This window comes from Acinetobacter sp. 18QD2AZ41W (assembly GCF_009829025.1).
GTDB classification, from domain to species: domain Bacteria; phylum Pseudomonadota; class Gammaproteobacteria; order Pseudomonadales; family Moraxellaceae; genus Acinetobacter; species Acinetobacter pseudolwoffii.
In genome coordinates, this window is record NZ_WURP01000017.1 from 1 (window position 1) to 21567 (window position 21567).

General features: G+C 43.2%; 25 protein-coding genes. 24 read left to right on the forward strand and 1 reads right to left on the reverse strand.

Translation table 11 applies throughout. The features are described 5' to 3' along the window. Positions 1-94: 94 nt before the first annotated feature. The 19 genes from GVV58_RS13835 to GVV58_RS13925 all read left to right on the forward strand — a co-directional run bounded on the left by GVV58_RS13835 (position 95) and on the right by GVV58_RS13925 (position 13865). Positions 95-481 carry a hypothetical protein gene (locus tag GVV58_RS13835; protein ID WP_159516766.1) on the forward strand — a complete coding sequence of 129 codons (387 nt, stop codon included), beginning with the start codon at positions 95-97 and terminating at the stop codon, positions 479-481. A gap of 42 nt (positions 482-523) precedes the next feature. Continuing rightward, positions 524-961, forward strand: coding sequence for a hypothetical protein (locus GVV58_RS13840; RefSeq protein WP_159516767.1), 438 nt, complete (start codon positions 524-526; stop codon positions 959-961). Further along, the gene (locus GVV58_RS13845) at positions 921-1562 is read left to right on the forward strand and encodes a putative metallopeptidase (protein ID WP_159516768.1); all 642 of its coding nucleotides are present in this window, start codon (positions 921-923) and stop codon (positions 1560-1562) included. Before GVV58_RS13840 ends, GVV58_RS13845 begins: the two co-directional genes overlap by 41 nt. Positions 1563-1629: 67 nt before the next feature. Continuing rightward, complete coding sequence (locus GVV58_RS13850) at positions 1630-1839, forward strand: hypothetical protein (RefSeq protein WP_004279609.1); 210 nt, start codon at positions 1630-1632, stop codon at positions 1837-1839. A 70-nt stretch (positions 1840-1909) separates the two neighbouring features. After that, on the forward strand, positions 1910-2374 hold the full coding sequence (locus tag GVV58_RS13855) for a DUF2280 domain-containing protein (protein WP_004279610.1): 465 nt from the start codon (positions 1910-1912) through the stop codon (positions 2372-2374). Beyond that, on the forward strand, positions 2375-3910 hold the full coding sequence (gene terL / locus GVV58_RS13860) for a phage terminase large subunit (protein ID WP_086044615.1): 1536 nt from the start codon (positions 2375-2377) through the stop codon (positions 3908-3910). Between the two features lie 10 nt (positions 3911-3920). Then, positions 3921-5405 (forward strand): DUF935 family protein, encoded by a 1485-nt coding sequence (locus GVV58_RS13865; protein WP_159516769.1) that lies wholly within the window; start codon positions 3921-3923, stop codon positions 5403-5405. Between the two features lie 237 nt (positions 5406-5642). Then, entirely contained in the window at positions 5643-6848 is a 1206-nt protein-coding gene (locus tag GVV58_RS13875) for a phage minor head protein (RefSeq protein ID WP_159516771.1), read from the forward strand. A 175-nt stretch (positions 6849-7023) separates the two neighbouring features. After that, entirely contained in the window at positions 7024-7986 is a 963-nt protein-coding gene (locus GVV58_RS13880; protein WP_159516772.1) for a hypothetical protein, read from the forward strand. A gap of 3 nt (positions 7987-7989) precedes the next feature. Continuing rightward, positions 7990-8364, forward strand: a complete 375-nt coding sequence (locus GVV58_RS13885; protein ID WP_159516773.1) for a hypothetical protein — start codon at positions 7990-7992, stop codon at positions 8362-8364. Between the two features lie 5 nt (positions 8365-8369). Further along, entirely contained in the window at positions 8370-9449 is a 1080-nt protein-coding gene (locus GVV58_RS13890; RefSeq protein ID WP_159516774.1) for a major capsid protein, read from the forward strand. Between the two features lie 10 nt (positions 9450-9459). Further along, positions 9460-9819: a hypothetical protein gene (locus tag GVV58_RS13895; protein WP_159516775.1), complete on the forward strand. Its 360-nt coding sequence runs from the start codon at positions 9460-9462 to the stop codon at positions 9817-9819. Between the two features lie 7 nt (positions 9820-9826). Next, positions 9827-10267: a DUF1320 domain-containing protein gene (locus tag GVV58_RS13900; RefSeq protein ID WP_159516776.1), complete on the forward strand. Its 441-nt coding sequence runs from the start codon at positions 9827-9829 to the stop codon at positions 10265-10267. Positions 10268-10274: 7 nt separating this feature from the next. Then, positions 10275-10772, forward strand: coding sequence for a phage virion morphogenesis protein (locus GVV58_RS13905; protein ID WP_159516777.1), 498 nt, complete (start codon positions 10275-10277; stop codon positions 10770-10772). Then, positions 10747-11169: a hypothetical protein gene (locus tag GVV58_RS13910; protein WP_159516778.1), complete on the forward strand. Its 423-nt coding sequence runs from the start codon at positions 10747-10749 to the stop codon at positions 11167-11169. Before GVV58_RS13905 ends, GVV58_RS13910 begins: the two co-directional genes overlap by 26 nt. Before the next feature lie 9 nt (positions 11170-11178). After that, on the forward strand, positions 11179-11352 hold the full coding sequence (locus GVV58_RS15485) for a hypothetical protein (RefSeq protein WP_171502651.1): 174 nt from the start codon (positions 11179-11181) through the stop codon (positions 11350-11352). Further along, the gene (locus GVV58_RS13915) at positions 11352-12113 is read left to right on the forward strand and encodes a hypothetical protein (RefSeq protein ID WP_159516779.1); all 762 of its coding nucleotides are present in this window, start codon (positions 11352-11354) and stop codon (positions 12111-12113) included. Before GVV58_RS15485 ends, GVV58_RS13915 begins: the two co-directional genes overlap by 1 nt. 283 nt (positions 12114-12396) lie before the next feature. Further along, complete coding sequence (locus GVV58_RS13920; protein ID WP_159516780.1) at positions 12397-13140, forward strand: NYN domain-containing protein; 744 nt, start codon at positions 12397-12399, stop codon at positions 13138-13140. 383 nt (positions 13141-13523) lie between these two features. Next, positions 13524-13865, forward strand: coding sequence for a hypothetical protein (locus GVV58_RS13925; protein ID WP_159516781.1), 342 nt, complete (start codon positions 13524-13526; stop codon positions 13863-13865). Between the two features lie 29 nt (positions 13866-13894). Here GVV58_RS13925 and GVV58_RS15490 read toward each other — a convergent pair whose 3' ends face one another. Then, the gene (locus tag GVV58_RS15490; protein WP_171502652.1) at positions 13895-14062 is read right to left on the reverse strand and encodes a hypothetical protein; all 168 of its coding nucleotides are present in this window, start codon (positions 14060-14062) and stop codon (positions 13895-13897) included. A gap of 217 nt (positions 14063-14279) precedes the next feature. Here GVV58_RS15490 and GVV58_RS13930 point away from each other — a divergent pair, with 217 nt between their 5' ends. From GVV58_RS13930 to GVV58_RS13950, 5 genes are all read left to right on the forward strand, one after another. Next, positions 14280-14840: a hypothetical protein gene (locus tag GVV58_RS13930; protein ID WP_159516782.1), complete on the forward strand. Its 561-nt coding sequence runs from the start codon at positions 14280-14282 to the stop codon at positions 14838-14840. Positions 14841-14899: 59 nt separating this feature from the next. Next, positions 14900-15361 (forward strand): PH domain-containing protein, encoded by a 462-nt coding sequence (locus GVV58_RS13935; protein ID WP_159516783.1) that lies wholly within the window; start codon positions 14900-14902, stop codon positions 15359-15361. A gap of 88 nt (positions 15362-15449) precedes the next feature. Then, positions 15450-19193, forward strand: coding sequence for a tape measure protein (locus tag GVV58_RS13940; protein ID WP_159516784.1), 3744 nt, complete (start codon positions 15450-15452; stop codon positions 19191-19193). Further along, positions 19190-19609 carry a hypothetical protein gene (locus GVV58_RS13945; protein ID WP_159516785.1) on the forward strand — a complete coding sequence of 140 codons (420 nt, stop codon included), beginning with the start codon at positions 19190-19192 and terminating at the stop codon, positions 19607-19609. The genes GVV58_RS13940 and GVV58_RS13945 overlap by 4 nt, the downstream gene beginning before the upstream one ends. After that, entirely contained in the window at positions 19599-21560 is a 1962-nt protein-coding gene (locus tag GVV58_RS13950; protein WP_159516786.1) for a hypothetical protein, read from the forward strand. Before GVV58_RS13945 ends, GVV58_RS13950 begins: the two co-directional genes overlap by 11 nt. Positions 21561-21567 lie beyond the last annotated feature (7 nt).

Genomic DNA, 21567 nt, shown 5'->3' on the forward strand with positions numbered 1-21567 from the left:
CATAGTATTCGTCGTTAGAAAACAATTATTGTGACATTATTTCAATGAGTTATCTATTTTTGTCGTGTACAGAGATTTTTTTTATAAGCTTAAGTTGGAAAGAAAAAAACCTAAAGTGGGTAGAATATCGGATTTGGTTCAATCTTTAGCATCGCCTACATGCATCCTTGCTAACAGCGGGGATATAGATGATTTAAATCTGTTTGAATCAAGGGAAGGGTTATATATTTCATTAGAAGAACAAGGTGATAAGATTTTAGTAAATTTTCAAGGGTTTCAAATCCATCAATATTCAGCAGGAAAATTAAAGTCTACTTACATACCCTGGGTTTGCAATGATGGTGAAACCCACTACTTAGATTTCGTATATTTTAGTGACAAAGCAAACGGTCTCTTTATAAAGATTAACAACTCTGATGGCTTTGCTTTGAAAAAGGTTCTAGATCCGCAAAGTTACACTATAGAGATTGATGCAAAATAAAATACTAACCTCCTCCGGGAGGTTTTTTAATGGGTGGAATTTATGGATATAGACGACTATTTCTGGAAAACCAAAAAGCGTCCAATCAAAACCAAACCCCGCAATAGGCCATTATCGAAAGCTAAAGAAAAATACTTAGAAGCAGAAGAAACCCTATTTCAAGAATTAGAAGAATATCGAATTGGTTATCGTCGAAAGTTTCAATTTGAATCAACCAAAAATTGGCGCTTTGATTTTTATATTGTGAAGTTGAATCTTCTTATAGAAATTGTGGGCAGTTCATGGTCAGTTGGTCGTGGTGGGAAAAAGATAGCGAATTCATTTAATAAGTATGATCTTGCTGAAGATCAAGGTTATACATTTGTGCGTCTTGAGCCTCATCAAATTGAATCGGGTTATGCAATTAACTGGATTCGAAGTCAGTTAGAGAGATTAGAAGATGGAACAGTTCAGACCATTCCCACCGACGGATCTGATTGATCAGGCTGAGGAAGAGGAAGCCATTCGTTTGGCACCGGCACCAGAGCTTAAAGAATGGGTCTTTAAAAATTGGCTAACTTTAGGCGGTGAACTGCATAACCCGGATCATGATCATATTGCTGAACTACTGCATGACAATGAAGAGTTCCTTGCATTCGCCTGGGCTTCATCTGCCGCCGTGGCAAAAAAACGTATGGTATTGGGACAATGTGAAAAGGTCATGTTTAACGTGGGCGGATGGAAGAAAGCACGCCAGGAACAGCAGATGCGAGACTGGTTCGGCTTTGTGCCTCAATACCTGATTACGGTTGATGCAGCATTCTGTGAACAGGCTTCGGATCGTGAATTCTGTCGACTGATTGAACATGAGCTATATCACATCGGAGTTGAACGGGATGAAGATGGGGAAATCATTTATAGCGATATGACTGGACTGCCTAAGCATTACCTGGCTGGCCATGATGTTGAAGTGTTCTTTGGTGAGACCAGACGGTGGGGTGCAGACGAGTCTGTTAAGCGACTTCTGGAAATTGCCAAGAATGCGCCGTTTGTATCTGAAAAAAGTATGGCTGCGTGTTGTGGGAACTGTGTGATTAATTAAAATGGGATCAGATTTTAGCTTTACTTTATTTCATTTTTTTGTAGATTTGATCTAAAGGAGGGCACGTATGGCTACATATAAACAAATTCAAGAATTCCTTACTGAAAAACATGGGCGTACTTTTAAAAGTTGCTGGATAGCAGATATTAAAAATCAGCATGGTTTAACTAAAAGGCAAGCACCTAATAGGTATGATCCAGATAACCGTGTTCATCCTTGTCCTGAAGAACATAAGGGTAAGGTTGAAGAAGCATTGAGGCATTTTGAAATGATTTAAAAAAGCTCCCCGATTAAAGGGGATTTTTTTTGCCTACTTTGCATGACGTAGCATGACAAAAGGGGGATTTATGGCAGCACTTAAAGAGCCTGTAAAAATATTTATCGTTCAAGCTCTTGCATGCCGTGATACCCCTCAAGAAGTTGCGGAGTTGGTCAAGCAAGAGTTCAATATTGAAATTGATCGCCGTCAGTGTGAAAACTATGACCCGACTAAATATGCAGGTCGCAATCTCGGGAAAAAACTTGCAGATCTATTCAACCAGACTCGTAAGAAATTTGATGAAGGTTTGATAGATATTCCAATTGCTAGTAAGTATTACCGGCTTAAGCAATATCAGAAGCAACTTGAAAAAACCAAGAATGCAAAATTAGCACTCAAGATTCTTGAACAGGCTGCTAAAGATGTAGGTGGTCAATTCACTAACCGACAAGAAATTACCGGTAAGGACGGCGAAGCATTACAAACAACAGTTGTGCACGCTACCCAAGACCAAGTTGAAGCTGCTGTAAAGAAGGCCCAAGAGGAATACTAAATGGATCTGCAAACACAGGTTGAAAAGAAGCTGTGTGAAGATGAGCATTTATATTTCACCCGGCGATTCTTTAAACCCCGTATGGGTTTTAAATTTACTGTGAACTGGCACCATGTTTATATCTCTTGGATCATTGATCAGGTGATAGCTGGTGAGATTGCGAACGTAGTTATCAATGTTCCACCAGGGGCCGGAAAAACTGAACTGACCACCAACTTAATTCCACGTGGCTTAGCTTTAAATGCTCGATCACGGTTTCTGTATTTGTCCTTTTCCCAATCACTGGTAGAAGGTGTGTCTGATACGGCGCGTGACATTGTGAAGTCTAAAGACTACCGCCAGATGTGGGATTTAACCGTATCGAACAGTACCGACTCTAAGAAAGAATGGAAGATTACGGTTGAGGACTACGACGTTGGCCATGTGTATGTGGCTTCCATGGGTGGACAGGTAACGGGACGGCGGGCAGGGACGCTGGCAGATGATGGATTTACTGGCTGTATCATCATTGATGACCCGTTAAAGCCTGAAGATGCTTTCAGTAAGATCAAGCGGGATGCTGCGAATCGTAAGCTACTGAACACGGTGAACTCCCGTAAAGCTAAGTCTGATACACCGATCATCATGATCATGCAGCGTCTTCACACTGAGGATCCAACTAACTTTGTCATGACGGGAAATCTACCAGGTGAATGGAACCAAGTATCTATTCCGGCACTGATTGATGATAAGTACATTGCAACACTGCCAGAGCATATTCAAAAGCTGGTACCGCGAGATACTGAGCGTGATGAGCAGGGTCGTCAAAGTTATTGGCCAAAGAAAGAATCACTGCAATCCTTACTGCAGCTTGAAAAGGGTGGTAAGGATAAAGAGGGCGCGACGGTATCACGCTATACATTCTCAAGTCAGTACATGCAGCAGCCTAAAAAGCTGGGTGGTGATTTGATTAAGTCTGAATGGTTTGGATTCTATAAAGAGCACCCAGAGCTTCAGTGGCGCGCCGTCCTTGTCGATACAGCGCAGAAAACCAAAGAGCACAATGACTACTCTGTATTCCTGCTGGTGGGTATGGGTATAGATGGAAAGCTGTACTTACTGGATCTCTTGCGTGGCAAATGGGAAGCACCGGAACTAAACCGCCAGGCTAAGGCATTTCTGGACAAGCACAAAGAATACACCTGGCATACCAAGCCTATTCGCTACATGAAAGTAGAGGATAAGGCATCTGGTACCCAATTGATCCAGACACTCGGTACTTACTCAGGTGTTGCTGTGATTCCGGTCCAGCGTAATACAGACAAGCTATCCCGTTTTATGGATGTGCAGGTTCATCTTGAAGCGAACTATAAGGACAAGCCTGAAGATCGTTTCGTGATGGTACCCAAAGATGCTCACTGGGTAGGCGAGTTTTTTGAAGAGTGTGAAGCGTTTAATGCGGCATTTACCCATGATCATGATGACCAAGTGGATACGCTCATTGATGCAATTGAAGATGCAGTAATTGCGATTAATTATAGCCCACCAGCGGCTTAAGGTTTTATTTATGGCTAAGAAAAGTAAAAAGTCTGAAAATAGTAAGCCCGAATCTGGTGCACTCTATTCTCATGAGGCAGAGCAGGCCTTAATCAGTTATCTGACTAAAATGCCGGATGGTGATGAAGTTTTGCGTAAAGCCGGTGTTACCCGCCCACGGTTAAAAGTCATGATGTATGACGATGAGATTTATCAGGCAATTGAAAAACGCCAGGATAAACTTGAGAGTGCATCATGGCGTGTAGAACCGATGGATCGACCGGAATCCAAAATCATCATGGAGCATCTGCGCGAGTGGTGGTCGGAGATTCTTTTGGGGGCACAGAATGCCCGCTGGTATGGATACTCAGTCTTGGAGGCGATCTATACCAAGCCGGAAGAACCAAGTCTGCATATTGAAGGTGACACCATTACGCCGTTTATTGGTTTTAAATGGATTGGTGAAAAGCCAATGCAGTGGTATGAGCCTAAAAATGATGGTCGCCTGATGTTGCTGGCTAACTACAACATGACTCGACAAGATCAAGAAGTAGATCAGCGCTTCAAACACTTTTTGACACGTTGTAAATCTACTTATGAGAATCCATTGGGTGAGGCTCTTTTAAGTCGACTGTACTGGGTCTGGTTCTTCAAAACATCTGGCTTTAAGTTCTGGGCCAAGTTTGTTGAAAAGTTTGGCTTACCAATGCTGGTTGGTAAAACTGCCGGCAAGACGACAGATATGCGTGATGCACTGCTTAGAGCACATGCCAGTTCGGTTATTGCCTTAAGTGGCACAGATTCGGTGGAGATTCAAACTGCTAATACTAATGGCAATGCTTCCCAGACATTTGAAGTCTTTGATAAGAACCTTGAACGCCGTATTCAAAAAGTTATCCTTGGCCAGACTTTGACAAGTGGTACCGACGGCGCAGGTTCGCGAGCTTTAGGTGATGTGCATTTAGAAGTACAGAACTCAAAGTACAAAGCCGATGTGCGAATGATCATGCCAACGATCCAAGCCATTATTAATGCTTTATGCGATCTAAATGGCTGGGAACGTCATCGGGTAATCATTGGTGAAGAAAAATCACTGGAAGAACCTAAAGCGGATCGTGATGTGAAGTTAAAAAATGCAGGTGCAGTCTTAACGCCACAATACTTTAAGCGTGAGTACGGGCTTGAAGATGGGGATGTGATTGAACAGAACCAGATTGGTTTCAATCAATTCACTGCATTACCGCGCCAAGCATTCAACTTTAAGGCATCAGCAAACAAACTATCACCTGAACAGCAAGAAGTTGAAGAATTGACTGACGGCCAGGATGAATTGCAGTTACTAAAACCAGATCAGGTTAAGGAGTTGGTATTAAAGTCCGATAGCCCTGAAAGCTTGGCTTATAACTTGATGCAGTTAATACCTGGTGCAACTCAGACACAATTCACGGCCAATCTGGATCAGGCTTTGTATGCAGCAGATGTGCTGGGGTATGTGACGGCGCAAGGTGGGAAGTAGTTATGGAAATAGCACAACAAAATGAGCTATTCATTAAATCATATGAATACGTTTATGGGCGAAAACCACATTCGGAGTTTAGGACGCCGCCTTGGAAATTTGTAGTCAAGCATGGATTTTCCAACTCAAGCGACGAGATTGAAGATAAAAAGTTTTATAAGCATTCACATAATGTCTGGCTGATGTTTCAGTACGGCATGAACGCAGAAAAAAACTTGACTTCATTGGGGAGTGTCTATGCAACCAGTCACGTTTCTTGAGGCGCTTCGGTACGCTCACAGTAAAAAGATTGTATTGCCTGATGAATTCTACTCAATGGATTTAAAGACCCGGCAGATGGCAACCACGGTTAGCTTTTTGTCGAGTCTCGAACAGATTGAGACGGTCATCAAAGCGGTGAATAAATCGATTGCCGACGGCGGTACCTTCAAGGACTTCCAGAAGCTGATTGAAGAATCTGAAATCATTCTGCCAAAGCACTACCTGGACAATGTATTTCGTACCAATATCCAAAGTGCTTATGGTCATGGTCGGTGGCAACAACAGCAACGAAATAAGGCTAAACGACAATACCTGATGTATTCAGCGATCAATGATAGCCGAGTGCGTCCGAGTCATTTGGCTTTAAACCGGATCGTATTGCCGATTGATCATCCGTTTTGGCTAACACATTACCCGCCGTTGGGCTTTCGTTGCCGATGCACCGTGATTGCCTTAACCGAGAAGCAGGCATTGAAATACGGCATTACGCCAGATGATAAGTTGCCAGAAGTGGCCGAGGCGTTGGACTGGAGTTCTCATCCATTACAGTTTGGTGAACTTGAAACGCTGGTAGATAAAAAGATCAGTGCTTCGAGTTTAGATAAGGAATATCTCCTGGAGCAGAAAGAAGTTATTAAGGCTGAATGGACGGCGAGTAAAAAGCTCACCAGTTTATTTGCTCCGATGGATGATAAGACTCGGGACCTATTCGATACGGTGGCCAATACGGTAATTCCACTAGATCCAAGTATTCGCCCAAGTGCGATTCGGACTTTCCTTGATTATGTGCAGGGAAATGATTCAGCGCTGACTAGCTACTTAAACTCCGCTACAAGTTCACTAGCTAATGATGTACTTAAGCGCTGGCTTAGTACCGATATGGCAGTAATTCAGGCTGTTGCAAGCAATACGGCTTCAACCGTGGTGGGTGCTGCGACGCTTCAACAGGTAGCAACCTATCAGGTAGGGCAGACAATCCAGTTTAATGCGCCGTTGCTGATGGTAGATATAGCTTCGGATATCGTCATCAAAATTGAGAATGCTAAAGGTTTAGGTATTGATCTGGATATGTTGAATGCTGGTAACGGCGTTTTATTTCCAATTGGACTGTCGTTTGAGGTTGTTTTGATTGAAGCGGTTGAAGGGCAGATGGTTTACACATTAAAAGCATTGGTGAATTAGATGTGTTGTAAAAATTGCTGTAGTTGCTCATGTAAAGCAAGCTCAGGTTATCAACCTGAGGCTAAACCTGAATATGTTCCACCACCGCCTTTAGTGCGAATTAATCCACCCAAAAAACCATAAATCAAATTCAACTTAAGCACCTTCGGGTGCTTTTTTTATTGGAGCATGAAAAATGCCAGATCCAAATGAAGAACGGCTGAAGTATTTATTCAATGCCTCGGCAATTGAGGTGCCAAAAGCCGAAGAAGGGCAGAAGCGGAAATTTAAAGGCACTGCTTATGCTGGTGGTCGTGTAGATGGTCACTGGTATTGGGGGCGCTCTGGTGTGGTGTTCGATCTTGATGGAATTGAGATTGATAAGCCAACAGCCTTACTTGAAGAACACTTTGGTTCAAGTCGAATCGGCGTTGTTCAAGCGGTAGATACAAACGGAAAGATTGATGTATCTGGTGATTTCCTTACGAATGCGAAAGCACAAGAGATTGTTCAAGACTCTGATGACGGTTTCCCATTCCAGATGTCGATGATGATTGATCCAGGATCCATTGAAGAAGTATCACAAGGCAAATCGATCACTGTAAATGGTCAGTCCTTTGAAGGCCCGATCACAATCTTCCGTCAAAACCGTATTCGTGAATTTACGATCTGTTCAACAGGTGCTGATCGTAATACATCAATTAAAGCCTTTTCGGGCAAAGCTAACCCAAACCCAACCAAAGAGGACACCAACGTGACCGAATTAGAAAAAGCACAACAGGCCAAAGAGCAGGCAGAGCGTGAGCGTGATGATGCGTTGACTGAACTTAAGCAATTCAAAGCGCAAAAGCGCGCTGATGAAATTGCAGCTTTAGAAACTGAGCTGAAAACACAGTTTAGTGCGGAAGATAAAACCGCTTATACCAATATGGATGATTCAGTTTTTACTTTCACGGCTAAGCAACTTCGTCAATTCTCGGCAGGTAATACACAACCACCAGTTGCACCACAGCCACAACAAACACCAAGTGTGAATCCAGCATTTGCTCACCTGTTTAGCCACCAAGCTAATCCGGGGCAAGGTGGCCAGTCGAATAATACCGACACTCACAAATTCACTTCTGGTGCACAAGCATTTGCAGAACAAAAGGGGAAATAATTCATGGCTATTCACTATGTACCGCCTATTTCAGTCACATCAAAACGGCTGATCCTGGACAATGAAAAATTACGTCGTGCCAATGCCAAGGTGCCAGCCGCCACAGCATTTAAATACGGTGATCTATTAACGCTGTCAGATACTAATGTGCTGGCCCATGCTACTGATGAAAAAACATGGGATGTCATCTGCGGCCAAGATGTTACCGCTGCAGAAGCTACGATTAAGGCTGCTGATGGAATCGAAATTCCGGTGTACTACGGCGGCGTATTTAATGTCGAAGCTGTATCAGTAAATGGAACTTTGCTTACAACTGCTCAATATGATGCAGCGCGTGCACAGGCAACTAAAAACAAAATCGAACTTTCTAAGGTGTAATTAACATGCCACAGTCTTTTAATATTGAAGGTGCTCCACTTGAACTTCTTGATGTGGGTGAGCTTGCACTGATCCACTCAAACTACCGTCCGATGGACACCTGGCTTTTAGACAAGCTTTTCCCTAATCGCCCGTTATTCACGCGTGATGACGTACCTTTGGCGGAAGTGTCTGCTGAGCATGATTTGGCACCACTGGTATCACCACAACAACCTGGTAAGCCATTCGATACCACTCAATCCGGTGAAGTACGCCACGTCAAACCGGCTTACTACAAACCAAAAAATCAGGTCACACCTGCAGAAACTTTTGAAATTGCTTTGCTTGAGCGCTTGCGTGCGGCAAAGATTATTTCTACGGGTAATCAGCGACTGTCTGAGCAAGAGCAAATGATCGTTGCTCAGATCGCAGTGATGAAGCGCAACCATGATGCGATTGATAACTCAGTCCTGATGATGGCGATTGATTTACTAAAAAATGGTAAATATGCGCTTCACTCAGATGATTATGAATACAACTTGGTGGATTACCGTCGTGATGCATCTTTGACATTTACGCCGTTAACCAAGTGGAATGAAGTGGGTGCCAAGCCGGTAACGGATATCCGCACCATGCTTGAACGTCAATTGGCGGCGGATGGTGGTGAGGCTAAGCTGTCTGTTATGTCTGGCTTGGTTTGGGCAGCTCTCTGGAACAATGAAGAGTTTAAGAAAGAGTTCATCACGCCGTATGCTGGTATTTCTGTTCCAGTGAATCCAAGTTTTGGTGTTAAGGAATCAGCGACCTTCAAAGGTACTTTTGATGGAATCGAATTCTGGGTATATGACGCAACCTACCGCAACAAGGGCAAGGTGAATCGTTTTATTCCTAAGGATTACTTCTCTTTGATCTCTGATACTAATGGTTCAGTTGCTCACTGTAAGATTAAAAACATGTTGGCCAACGGCGTTGCTCAGCAATACTTTGATCGTCAATGGTACTGCGAAGATCCAAGCGGCATTATGCTGATGACCGAATCAGCTCCACTGGTTGTGCCGTCTAATAAGAACGGTGTAGTTGGTGGTACTGGCTTTATCACCCTATAAGGAGCAAGACATGCCGAAGTACACAGCAAAACAATCCATCGGGCATTTTATGCCAGGTGATGAAATCAAAGGGCTTGAAGCTAAACAACTTCAGGCCCTTTTAGCATCTGGGGCTATTGAAGAATATCAAGAGCCGGAAGAGCCTAAAGCAGATGGCACTGCTGCACGTTTGGCTGAACTTGAAAAGGCCAATGCTGAGCTGACAGCAGCAAATAAAACCTTAACTGAAGCCAATCAGGCCGCAGTTGCTGACAAGGCCAAATCTGATCAAGAAGTTGTTGATCTGAAGGCGAAAGTGGCTGAGCTTGAAAAGGCAAAGTCTGCTGCAAAACCTAAAGCAGATCCAAAGTCTGCTGACGAAACCAAGTAGGTGATCTATGTATGCGACTGAGGAAGATTTGGTCGCACGATTTGGTGATGAGATTGAAAATCTAAAAACGATGCTTCCTTCTCAGTCCTCAGTAACTGATGCAATTCAGGATGCGACAGAGGAAATTAACGGCCACATCGGCGGCCGTTATCCTTTGCCGCTTCCCAATGTGCCCAGTAATTTAAAGCGTATGGCCTGTGATATCGCACGCTATCGTCTTTACTTTCAGCAACCCACCGAAGAGGTGCGTCAACGTTATGAGGATGCGATTGCATTCTTAAAACGTGTTGCTGACAACAAGGCACATCTGCAGATTCAGTTACCGGAAACAAGCCAGATCGTGGATGACCAACCTAAAGGGCGACCTTCGACAGCACCGGTCGGTACTTCATATACCGGTGGCGTATTTGGGGATTCTATCCTGGATCAAATGCCCAGCATGAAGTGAGGTGTTTATGGCTTTCACAATAACCATTCGAGCTGATAGTTCACCTATTGAAGCAGTGCTTAACCAGTTGGGTAACTTTGATTCGCTGAAGAACCAGTTGTTTGATGAGATTGGTGCTGGGCTTGTGAATAGTATTCAGCATCGGTTTTTAACCGGTACTGGTGTGGATGGTAACCCGTGGAAGATTTCATGGAGAGCCAAGCTGCAAGGTGGCGAGACGCTACGTGATACTGGCCGCCTAATGAATTCCTACACACACAATGTACTTTCAAGTGGCGTGGAGGTGGGTACAGATGTTGCGTACGCACCACATCTGCATTACGGCGCAACAATCCTACCCAAGAATGGCCAATACATAACTTTTGCAGTGGGTGGCCAATATCGGAAAGTTAAGCAATCCATTATTCCGCCTCGGACTCAACTCGGCCTTGATGCTGAAGATGAAGTTATGGTTTTGGATATTGTCGGGAGTCTTATAGATGAGCACCTTCTTCGCGGTGCGTGATGAGATTGCAGAAAAACTGAAAGAGATTCCAGAATTTCTAAAGATCTATACGCCGTTAAACTCAGTCAGCGTAACTGAGATGTCGCAGGTCACGCCGTCGGCACATGTCAATTTTGTCCGTATAGACAAGAAAGCCAGTGCAGGTCGTGGAAGCATCATCCAGATCGGCCAGCAATGGGCGGTTACGGTGGCATGTCGCAATGCTCAATCTCAGATGACTGATGGACGTGCTGTAAGTGATGAAGCCGGGCTTTTGACTGAAAAAGTTATTCAACTTCTGTCAGGCTGGCAGCCTGAAGCATCACGTACGGCGCTGGATTTCATATCGGTTCGGGATGGTTATAGTCCGGGCTTTGCATACATCACGATTATTTTTGAATCACAAAAATTCATTTAGGAGCCAGTCATGGCGAAACAATACAAGGCAACTCAGCCTGTCGGTCGCTTTAAAAAGGGCGATATGGTCGGCGGGCTGGATGATGCTCAAATTAAAAAATTAGTGGCAGATGGCGTGATTCAGGAAGTACCTGAACCTAAAGCTGCTGCTCCAGCCAAGAAAACCACAGGGGATGAAAAGTAATGGCTAAAGAATATATCTCGTTGCAGGGTAAATTCTATTTATCCAAGCTAACCAATGGTATTGCTGGCGCTATGCGCCATCTGGGCAACGTGCCTGATTTTGAACTTGAGATTGGTGCAGATGTTATTGAGCATCAAGAGTCAACATCAGGCAATCGCACAACTGACTTTACGATGGTAAATACAACTTCTGTGAATTTCTCTGGAACACTTGAAGAAGTAGACAAAGACAATCTGGAGTACATTGTATCTGGTACCAACTCTGAAGTTGTAAGCAAAGCGATTGCTGATGAATCATTGGGTACTGTGGTTGCTGGTCAGGAAATCCAATTAAAGGGCTATAACTTATCAGAAGTGACCTTTAAGGACTCAACCAGCGGCACACCAAAAACACTTACTGATGATCAGTACACCGTGGATGCTAAGTTTGGCACTGTGATTTTCCATAATGTAGCAGACCTCACGATGCCGATCCTAACCACCTACACAACAGGTGCTGTAACACATACCACTTTGGCAAATAACTTCAATGAAGAATATGAGTTGTTCTTCAAAGGGGTGAATACAGCAAATGGTAAGCATATGGCTGTTCGTTTGTGGCGTACCAAGAAGTCACCTGAAACCACTTTCCCATTAATTCATGAAGAATTGGGTCAGTATGAAATCTCTGGTCAGGCCTTATCTGATGTGGGTAAAGAAACAGACCCAACACTTGGCTTGTATGGTCATATCGTAACGATTCCGGCAGCGACAGCACCGTAACCCACACAGGCACAAAGAACTCCACGGCGCATTAGCGTCTTTTTTTGTGCCTGTTTAACTTTAAATGAAAATATCGTCTCATAAGATTTTTAAGGTCATATTGCTTATCTTTAGACGACGCAAGAAACAATAAAACGATAAAAAATGATTATCGACGATGACAAATCATGATTGACGATGATGTCATTATTATATTATAGTTTGGTCATACCCCTTGGTTGTACGCAGTCTGCCATTTAGACCCCGCTGAACCCGAGGGGTTTTGTGTATCTAGGGGATAAGAATGTCAACGACTGCAATTCTAGTAGATGGGGCTTTTTTTCTAAAGCGCTATAAAAGTATTTATACCAAACCAGAAGACCAAACGCCTGAGGCAGCCGCACGAAATTTATACACTATGTGTCTTTCTCATCTTACTGAAGGCAGAAGAGATGCAAGAAAATCTGGTCGAGATGGTGAGCAAAAGGGTTTCACTAGAGAGCATCAGCTTTATAGAATTTTTTATTATGATTGTGAACCTTTAACCAAAAAACATCATTATCCAATATCTAAGAAGCCAGTCGATTTTGCAAAGTCTGAAACAGCTACCTTTAGATATGCATTTTTTGAGTGCTTAAAAGAACAAAGAAAGGTAGCACTACGCATGGGACATCTGTCTGACATTAGTGGATGGATTATTAAACCTAGAGTCATGAAAGAACTTTTAGCCGGAAGAAAGGAATACGCTAGCCTAATAGATGAAGACTTTATGCTTGAGGTTACTCAGAAAACTGTAGATATGAAAATAGGTCTCGATGTAGCAAGCTTAACCTATAAAAAATTTGTAGATCAGATTATTTTAGTGTCTGGGGATTCGGATTTTTTGCCAGCTGCTAAGCTGGCTAGAAGAGAGGGAGTGGATTTTATTCTAGATCCAATGCATAAACCAATCCCTCCGGATCTTTCAGAGCATATTGATGGCAAACGATCAACCTGTCCTAGGCCTAAACACCCTAACAGACAACCTAAATTAGCTATTGCTGAATGATCAAAACCGCTCCCCGGAGTGGTTTTTTTAATACTTGATGATTATGTAACATTCTGTTATTACAATTGTTGTTTAATAGGACTATAAAAGATATTCTGTTCACGTTAAGAATAAAACTGCTATGACTAAAATAGAAATATTTGTCTCCATCCTAGCCGTAATAATTATTTCTACTATTATTTATCTTGTATGTCAGTAAGTTAGGAAGCTAAGAACCGCCTTTGGGGCGGTTTTTTGATAAGTGGAAGTTTCACCTGGCTATATAAGTTGAATTTTAAAAATACTTAAAATGGTTAAACATAACTTTACAAATCCACTCTCCCTAGATGTTAGATAAGATTGAAAATTAATGTAAAGTGTCGCCCTTAATACATGGGGATATTATGAAAAATTTAAGCTTATTCTTTTTTATTATGATTTTAGCGGGTTGCGGACACAGAGAATCTAACGGTCAGCAACCTGATCTAGAAACAATCAAGAAAGAACAGCTTGAATTTGCAAAAGAAGCCACTAAAGAATTCATTCCCAATCCTGATTCAGCTAAGTTCCGCAATCAAGTCGGGGATTGTGGGGAAGTTAGCTATAAGGAAGTAGGGGGCACAGATATTGATTTCCAGCGTTTCATTGTGCTTGAAAAGAATATAGTGCTTGTAGAAAATCAGATGGATCCAAAGCAATTTGAGCTTTCATGGAAAAGCTCCTGCACACCAAGTTGGAATAAATAATTATAAGGCCCTCATTTGAGGGCTTTACTTTATTCATCAGATGATTCGGGTGTGTTTGCTTGCTTCCTTGCATGCTCTAAAGCAACCTGTTGTGCTTCAGCTGCAGCAGTAGCCTCAATTGATGGTTCTGATGCGATAGCTGCGGTGCCAGTGAATCCGAATAAAACCAAGATTAGAATTTTCGAATACTTTTTCATTTGAATTTCCTCTACGTTTCTAAAACTTAATTTCAGTGTAGAGAAAGGGTTAATTGTATGATGTATCCGCTATGTCGGGATATGTAAGATATTCAGGACTGACGTTATAGAGATACAGGATTATGTAAGCACTATTATCTGATCAGTTTTTTTGTTGAGTTGATTAACGAAAGTTTGGATTTTTTTTAATATACATACTTCATATTGAGACCCCATCATGAATGATTTTTTCCTAGCAACGAATCGAAGCATCAAAATTAATGACATCGAAGTGCGCCAGATCCAAATGAAGGACTTTGATACTTGGGCAAAGCATGCCGAAGTATTAAAAAACTTCATTAAAGACCAGAATCATTCAGATAAGATTTTAAATGAACTATTTAAAGCTCATGGTGTACAGGTCATCTCGACTATGGCATGCGTCACCGATCTGGACCATGAATCACTAATAGAGCTTGCTGCTGATGAGCAGGGATTTAAGGATTTGCTTAAAGCGGTGCTTCTCGTTAATCAGGCTTACTTCAAATATGAAAAGCCAAAGCGTGGAGCTAAAAAGAAAGATGACTCGACTTGGTTTGATTCATTCCAGTTTCTGGTATCCATGGGCCATCAGCATAGTGAAATTATGGAAATGACATACGGCGCATTCCAGGGCTACGTTAAGGCTGCAAACAAGCTGTATAAGCAGGGAATCTTTAATAACGCCGTAGCTGGACGTGTAGCACAATCTGATAAGAAAGGCTTTGAATCATTTAAGAAAGAAATGGTTTCTGATTGATAAAGAAATAAGCAAACAGTAGTATGGCCATATTAAATCAATACTTATGAGGGGGGCATATGGGAAGTTATATTGAAGAAAACTTAGCTAGAGATGAGAAAATCATTATCAAGGCACAAGTAACATGGTTGTCTCAATTCTGGTATTTGTTGTTTGGGGGGCTATTTATCTTATCTGCGCTGGGATCAAAAAGCGGAGTTTCTTTTTTTATTGGGCTACTTTTAATTGGGATAGCTGCTATACATGTTTTAACAACAGAGCTAGCTCTAACAAATAGACGTATCATTGCTAAGTCTGGATTAATTCGAAGAAATACGATTGAGTTAAAAGTAAATCGTGTCGAAAGTCTGGGTGTAGATCAAGGCATTTTGGGGCGAATTTTAAATTTTGGATCAATTGTAGTAAAGGGAGTTGGTGGATCACATGCACCTATTCCTTATATCTCTAGACCAATGGAATTTAGACAACAAGTAAATAACTTCCTTGATGAATTGGACGATGCAGATAAAAAAGCATCCTAAATCATAAGAGCATCACCGTAATTTTTAATAGCTAAAACCAAGCCCTGCTTTTGCAGGGTTTTTTATTGCCTAAAATTCAGAGGTCAGCATGTCTGGTAAAAATTTAACATTCAAATTAGTCATGGATGCCGATACCAAGGGCTATATTGGCAATATCAGGCAGTCTGAAGATGTGACAAAGTCAGTATTTAATACGATCAAGCAAGAGTCTGATCGATTAAAACAAGCAACCACCGATGCCTCAAAGGAAATGGGTAATATCATCCCCAAAGGCACCAGTGAGTTGGCAGACAAACTTACCCAGTCCTTAAATGCTGCTACAGGCATCATTAAAAATGCTGGTGACAATGCAAAATCCACGGCAGGAAACTTTACGGATTTTGGCAATAGAACTGAAAAAGCTTTAGGCCAACTTAAAGGGGATTTAGCTCAAGCCAAGCAAAATCTTGAAGCATTTTCAAAAACCAAAGCTTCACCTGCTGATATTGAAAAGGCGCAGGTTCAAGTTGATCAGCTAGAAAAAGAAGTTCAGCAAGCAGATCAGGCTTTTAGTGGATTTCAAGCAGAAATAGGCAAAGCCAATACAAGCTTAAAAAATACTGATAGTGCAGCACAAACAGCTCAAAAAGGGCTTAATGGTGCAAAATTCGCTGTAACAGCACTTGTTGGTGCAATGGGGGGTATTGGTATTGGCTTGGGCCTTCGTGAATTATCAGAGGCCGCGGATTCCTATACCAACCTTTCAGCTCGAATCAACATTGCAACCAGTGATGGTGGTAATTTTCAGCAAGCCATGGCTGGGGTGCACCAAGTTGCGCTGATGACCAACTCAAGTCTTGACGCTACTGCAGGCCTATTTACGAAAGTGAATGATACCGGTAAGCAGATGGGGATGACCCAGCAACAAAGTCTTGATCTGGTCAAAACGATTAATATGGCTATTCAGACTGGCGGTGAATCAGCAGCTGCAGCTGATGCAGCAATAACCCAGTTCACGCAAGCATTACAATCGGGTGTACTTCGTGGTGATGAGTTTAACTCCATCATGGAACAGGCCCCAGGCATTTCAAAAGCTTTGGCTCAGTCACTTGGTGTAACTACCAGTGAGCTGCGTAAGATGGCAGAGAATGGCGAACTGTCAGCCGAGAAAGTTATTAAGGCTCTACAAAGCCAATCAGCCGCAATTGAAGCCGATTATGCCAAGTTCCCGACTACTATTGGCAACGCTTTACAGCGTATCGCTACACAATGGCAGATCCTGATTGGCACTATGGACCAAGCAAACGGCGCATCTACAACGGTAGCACAATGGCTGGTAACTCTGGCTGACAATATGGATGTAGTGCAGACCATACTCGAAGATATTGGTGAAGGCTTTATCTGGGTAGGGGATCAGCTTAAAAAAATCGATCCATCCACAATTGAGGCACTTAAAGAGGCATTAAGCACCACCTACGAGACTATTCAGTCCATGGCTGGTTCTTTAGGCAATGGAATTGGAATCGCCGTAGACCAGCTTGATACGTTGCTTGGAGCAATATTTAATTTTGAAAGCGGCATAGATACAGCAACAGATAAGACTAATGGCTTCACCAAAGCCTTGCAGGCTCTCAATGTAGTATTTGGATTCATTGGTGATGGTTTTGAAGCAATTAGTATAGTTGCCAACCTGCTTGCTGGCGTGTTTTATGATGTTGGTGCTGCATGGATAGGGTTTAAAGCCAATTTTAAATGGGGCGATGCCAAGGATCAGGCTATTGCAGATATGGATGCAATGGCCAAGAAAGCACAGGATTATTATGACCGTGCAACTGCTGGTGCAATGGGCTTTAAATCTGCAGGTATTGCTGCTATTGAAGACATTGGAAAGACCCAAGATCAGAAAAACCAAGAATCCCTGCAGAGCAACAATGCCACCTTTTCAGAACTAGTAAAGCAGAATCAAGAATTTACCCAAAAATCCAAAGATTTGGCTGGCGAACGTGCTGCTATCGATGCGCAGTTAAATCAGGCTCGTAAGGATGGCAACCACTCGACCATTGATGCAATCATTCAAAAATCTAATGAACTGGAGGGCCGCGAAAAGGAGCATGCAGCCAATAAAGCCGCATTAGATAAGGATATGCTGGCTTCTGCTCAGGATTATGCCGAGGCTGCTATCAAGGCCAATGGCGGTGTCATGGACGGCGTGATGCAGGCCGATCTATTAACTAAAGGCTATATCGTTACGATAGATGAGGCTGGCAAAGTTAGTGTTCAGGCAAGTCAGAGTGCGGAGCAGGCTGCTGAAAGTGCTGCTAAAAAGGAAGAAGCTCTCAAGCTGGCCAAAGAAAATGTTAAGAAAGCCGATGAGGAATATCTGGCTTATCAAAAACAGGCTGCAGCTGAACGTGCAATTCTGGAACAGCAGATTGAACAAGCCAAAAAGTCTGGTGATTTGAACGCCTTAGCCTCCGCCCAAGCATCCATTAATGCCATTAATACCAAAGAAGCAGAGCTGGCCAATAATCGTAATTTACGGATAGCTGAACTCAATAAAGCTAATGCTGGATCTGGCCAAGTGGCGGAAACAGCTTATTCAAGAGCATCTGCCGCTGCCAAGCTGTTTGGCGTGGATCTGGATGTTTCGCTAAATAAAGTTTCTAAGTCTTTTTCTAGTTCTGGAAACGAACTGGATGGACTTAAGACTAAGTTGGGTGAGGCAGGGTATACCGGTAAACAGGCTGGTGATGTTCTTTACCAAGCATGGGAAGAGTGGCTTAGTAAGGCGAAAAGTCAAGCTGAGATTGATGCGGCAAATGCCAAGATGCGTGAGTTTGAAGCGCAGGGTGTGTTCTCAACCAAGCAGGTTGAATTGGGTATTGTTGCAATAAAGAGAGCCACCTCTGAACTACCTGATGTCTTGGATGAAACAGGAAGGGCTTTCGAGCGGCTTGGCATTAAAACCAAAGAGCAACTTCGATTGTCAGCTCAAATGGCATTGGCTGATTTTGAAACAGTACGCCAGAGTGGCCAGGCTACTCAAGCGGATCTTCAAAAGGCTTATGAAAAGACAATTCAGCTGGCGTATGCCTCGGGTGATGCTCAAAGTATTGCTGCAGCAAATGCCAAAGCTGCCTCACTAGGCTTATCGATCCAGGTAAGTGAAACCGGCCAAGTTTCAGTAAAAGCCAATAATGCTGTAGAAGAAAGCTTACACCGTGTTCGCAATGCCACAGGTAATGCTGGTGATGGCTTTGATGATCTTGGCCGTAGAGGCGTTAGAGCGGGTAACGATACTACTGAAGCATGGGAAGAAGCTCGCAAAGCAACGGAAGCAGCTATGGCTTCTCAGGGCAAGATGAAGGCATCCAAAACCGGAACGACCGCTAAACACGGGCTTTCTGTTGAAGAAATTGAACAGAGACTTAAGGATATTGGTTATGAAGGTGATACCAAGCAAAAAGCTAAAGAGCTCTTCCAAGATGCTGAACCAGTGGCAGGTGGTTATTACAAATCAGCTTCCAATGAGTGGGTGAAGAGAAAGTATGGAACCACCGCCTACGATAACCAAAAGGCCCTTGGTAATGCGATGTATGTTATGGAGCAGATTGAACGGCTGGAGCAGTATGTTGGTAAAAATGGTAGATCGATCGGATCTAGTAGCCTAAACGACTATGCGCCGTCTATTCCTTCCGTACCATCAACTAAAGATTATGGTAAGGGGGGTGATAGTGTGAATTACAACATTCAATTCGGAGGTCAAACCCTATCCCTTACAGGCGATGCAAGCCAAAAGGATGTGATGACCAGTCTGGTAAATCAATTAAAAGGTATAGCGAAATCAACATGAAACTCATTCGCTTAGCAACATCCGAAACCGTCCCATTAGAGGACGGTTTTTTATGGCCTGATGAATTCTCATGGAAGGCTATTGAGCAGAATCAAGCCTATGCAATGGATGGAACTTTGCATATTCAGGAAGGCAAAAAGAAGTCTGGCCGACCTATTACTTTGCAACCGGCAGATTCACAAATGGGCTGGATCAAGCTGCGTGAACTACGGACTGTTTTGGAGTGGTCCAAGCTGCAGGGTGAGAATTTCAAACTACAGTTTGAACAACCACACGACAACCGACAATTCACCGTCAAATTTAACCACCAGGATGGGGCTTTAGAGGCCACACCAGTAAGAGGGATTCCAGCGGTATCACTGGATGATTATTTTAATGTGACCTTACGCTTTACGGAGCTAAACGATGGCGATTGAAACCAAAGATTTAGTGATTGTCAAATCTGAACGCTTGACTGATAACCCTGATGGCGGTGGTAAATATTCCGGTGTCGTGGTTCAGGATGGGATTAGCAATAACCTGTTCAATGATGTGTCGGAAATGGATCGAACCATGGGTGATGTATCCATGCGCAAGGTCTTTCCAATGGTTACGACTGAAGACACTGATTTACTCATGGGAGCAACAGTCTTTATATCTGAGCTGCCAAAGGATCCAAACGTATCAGCATTATTGTTCAGCACCAAAAGCTGGACGGATGAACGTCAGTCTGCTCAAAACCGGGTAGAAAACTACTTGGCCAAAGGTGGTCAGATTGCCGGTATACCACTGGACACGCATTGGCAGGGCATGTCATCACTGCAAGTGGCCATGTTTCCGCAAGAGGTTGAATCATCCGTTGGGGATACGATTGTCCTGATCAGTGATGAAGGTAAGGCTTTAGAGCGTGAGCAGTATGTACGCATTACTAAAGTTGAGACTCGCACTGCCATTATGGTCATCGATGGTAAGAATGTTGAGTATAAGGTTGCTACGTATTCCTTGAATGATGCTCTTGAGGTTGACTTTGTGGGTCTTTCAGCGCGTCAGTGGTACAACGGTGAAAAATCCAAAACTATCATCCGTGATACCATTGTTGCTGATACCGGCCTGTACTATTCATCTACTGCATTGGCTTCTGAAGCCAATGTGGGTGAATTCACGGTAAATGCCAAAAGTATCTTTGCTCAACTGATCCCATCGGCCCAGACTGAAACCCCGATCATTGATGTGAACGCGGCTGGTGAAAGTGTGGTACTGGTAGCGGGTAATGAAGGTACTATCACGGTTAATTACCCGAATATGGTGATTGGTATCAGTCAGAACCTGTATATCGGCTCTGCAGTGATTCCATCAAGTGTGTCGTTTAGCCTGCAAGGCCAGCAGATTAATGATCAGGGTGGCCTGCTTAAGAACACGCAAGGCACACAAGTTGGCACGATTGATTATCAACGTGGATTAATTCAGTGGACTGCAGCAGCACCAGCTGGAACCATAAGTCTAAATATTGCATTCAAGCCAGCTGCTGCACCGAATCAGTATTATCAGAGCCATGCGATTCCAGTGACTCAGAATAACCAGAGCACCAACTGGACTGGAGTTTTAATTCCGATTCCAGCACCAGGCGCTTTGTCAATCTCGTATATGTCACAAGGCAAGTTCTATGAGCTTAAAGATGATGGTTCAGGCCAGTTAAAGGCTGCCAGCCCTTCATTTGGCTCAGGCATGATCAACTATGAAACCGGCTCATGGTTATTAACAACTGGCGCACTACCAGATGTAGACACACCAATTCTGCTGAACTGGGGCACACCGATTGTCACTTTTGTTCGATCAAACTTGAGTGTTGAAAAAGCTGCCTTTGATTTTGATTTAGGCCGACCAGGTGTTTTGCCAGGCATGACCATCAACTGGTTGCTTGAGGGTGAGTCCAAAACAGCGACTTCGAATGCTCAAGGTAAGTTTACTGGGGATGCCACAGGTGAAATTAACTATGCCACCGGTACTGGCAAGATTATTCCAAACAAGCTGCCGCAGAAAGGTACAGTCTTCTCTGTGATCTATAACTATGGATACTCACTTGAACAAACCAAGATGGATGTTACCCCTGCAAATCAAAAGCTGACCTTTACCATTGGTACAGGACCAGCAATTCAGCCAAATAGTGTTGAGTTAAAAATTCCACTTCAAAGCAGTGAGGGGATTACAGGGTCTGTAACTCTGACAGATGTGCCGGTGAATGCAACTATGGGTAATCTAGTGAATAGCCGCGGTGAAGTGCAAGGCACCATTATCTATGCCACTGGCGCAGTTGAAGTCACACCAAAAAGTACAGCAAGCAGATTTGTGCAAACCTTTACACCTATGGCTATCTATTCGGCTGCCTAGCGAGGAA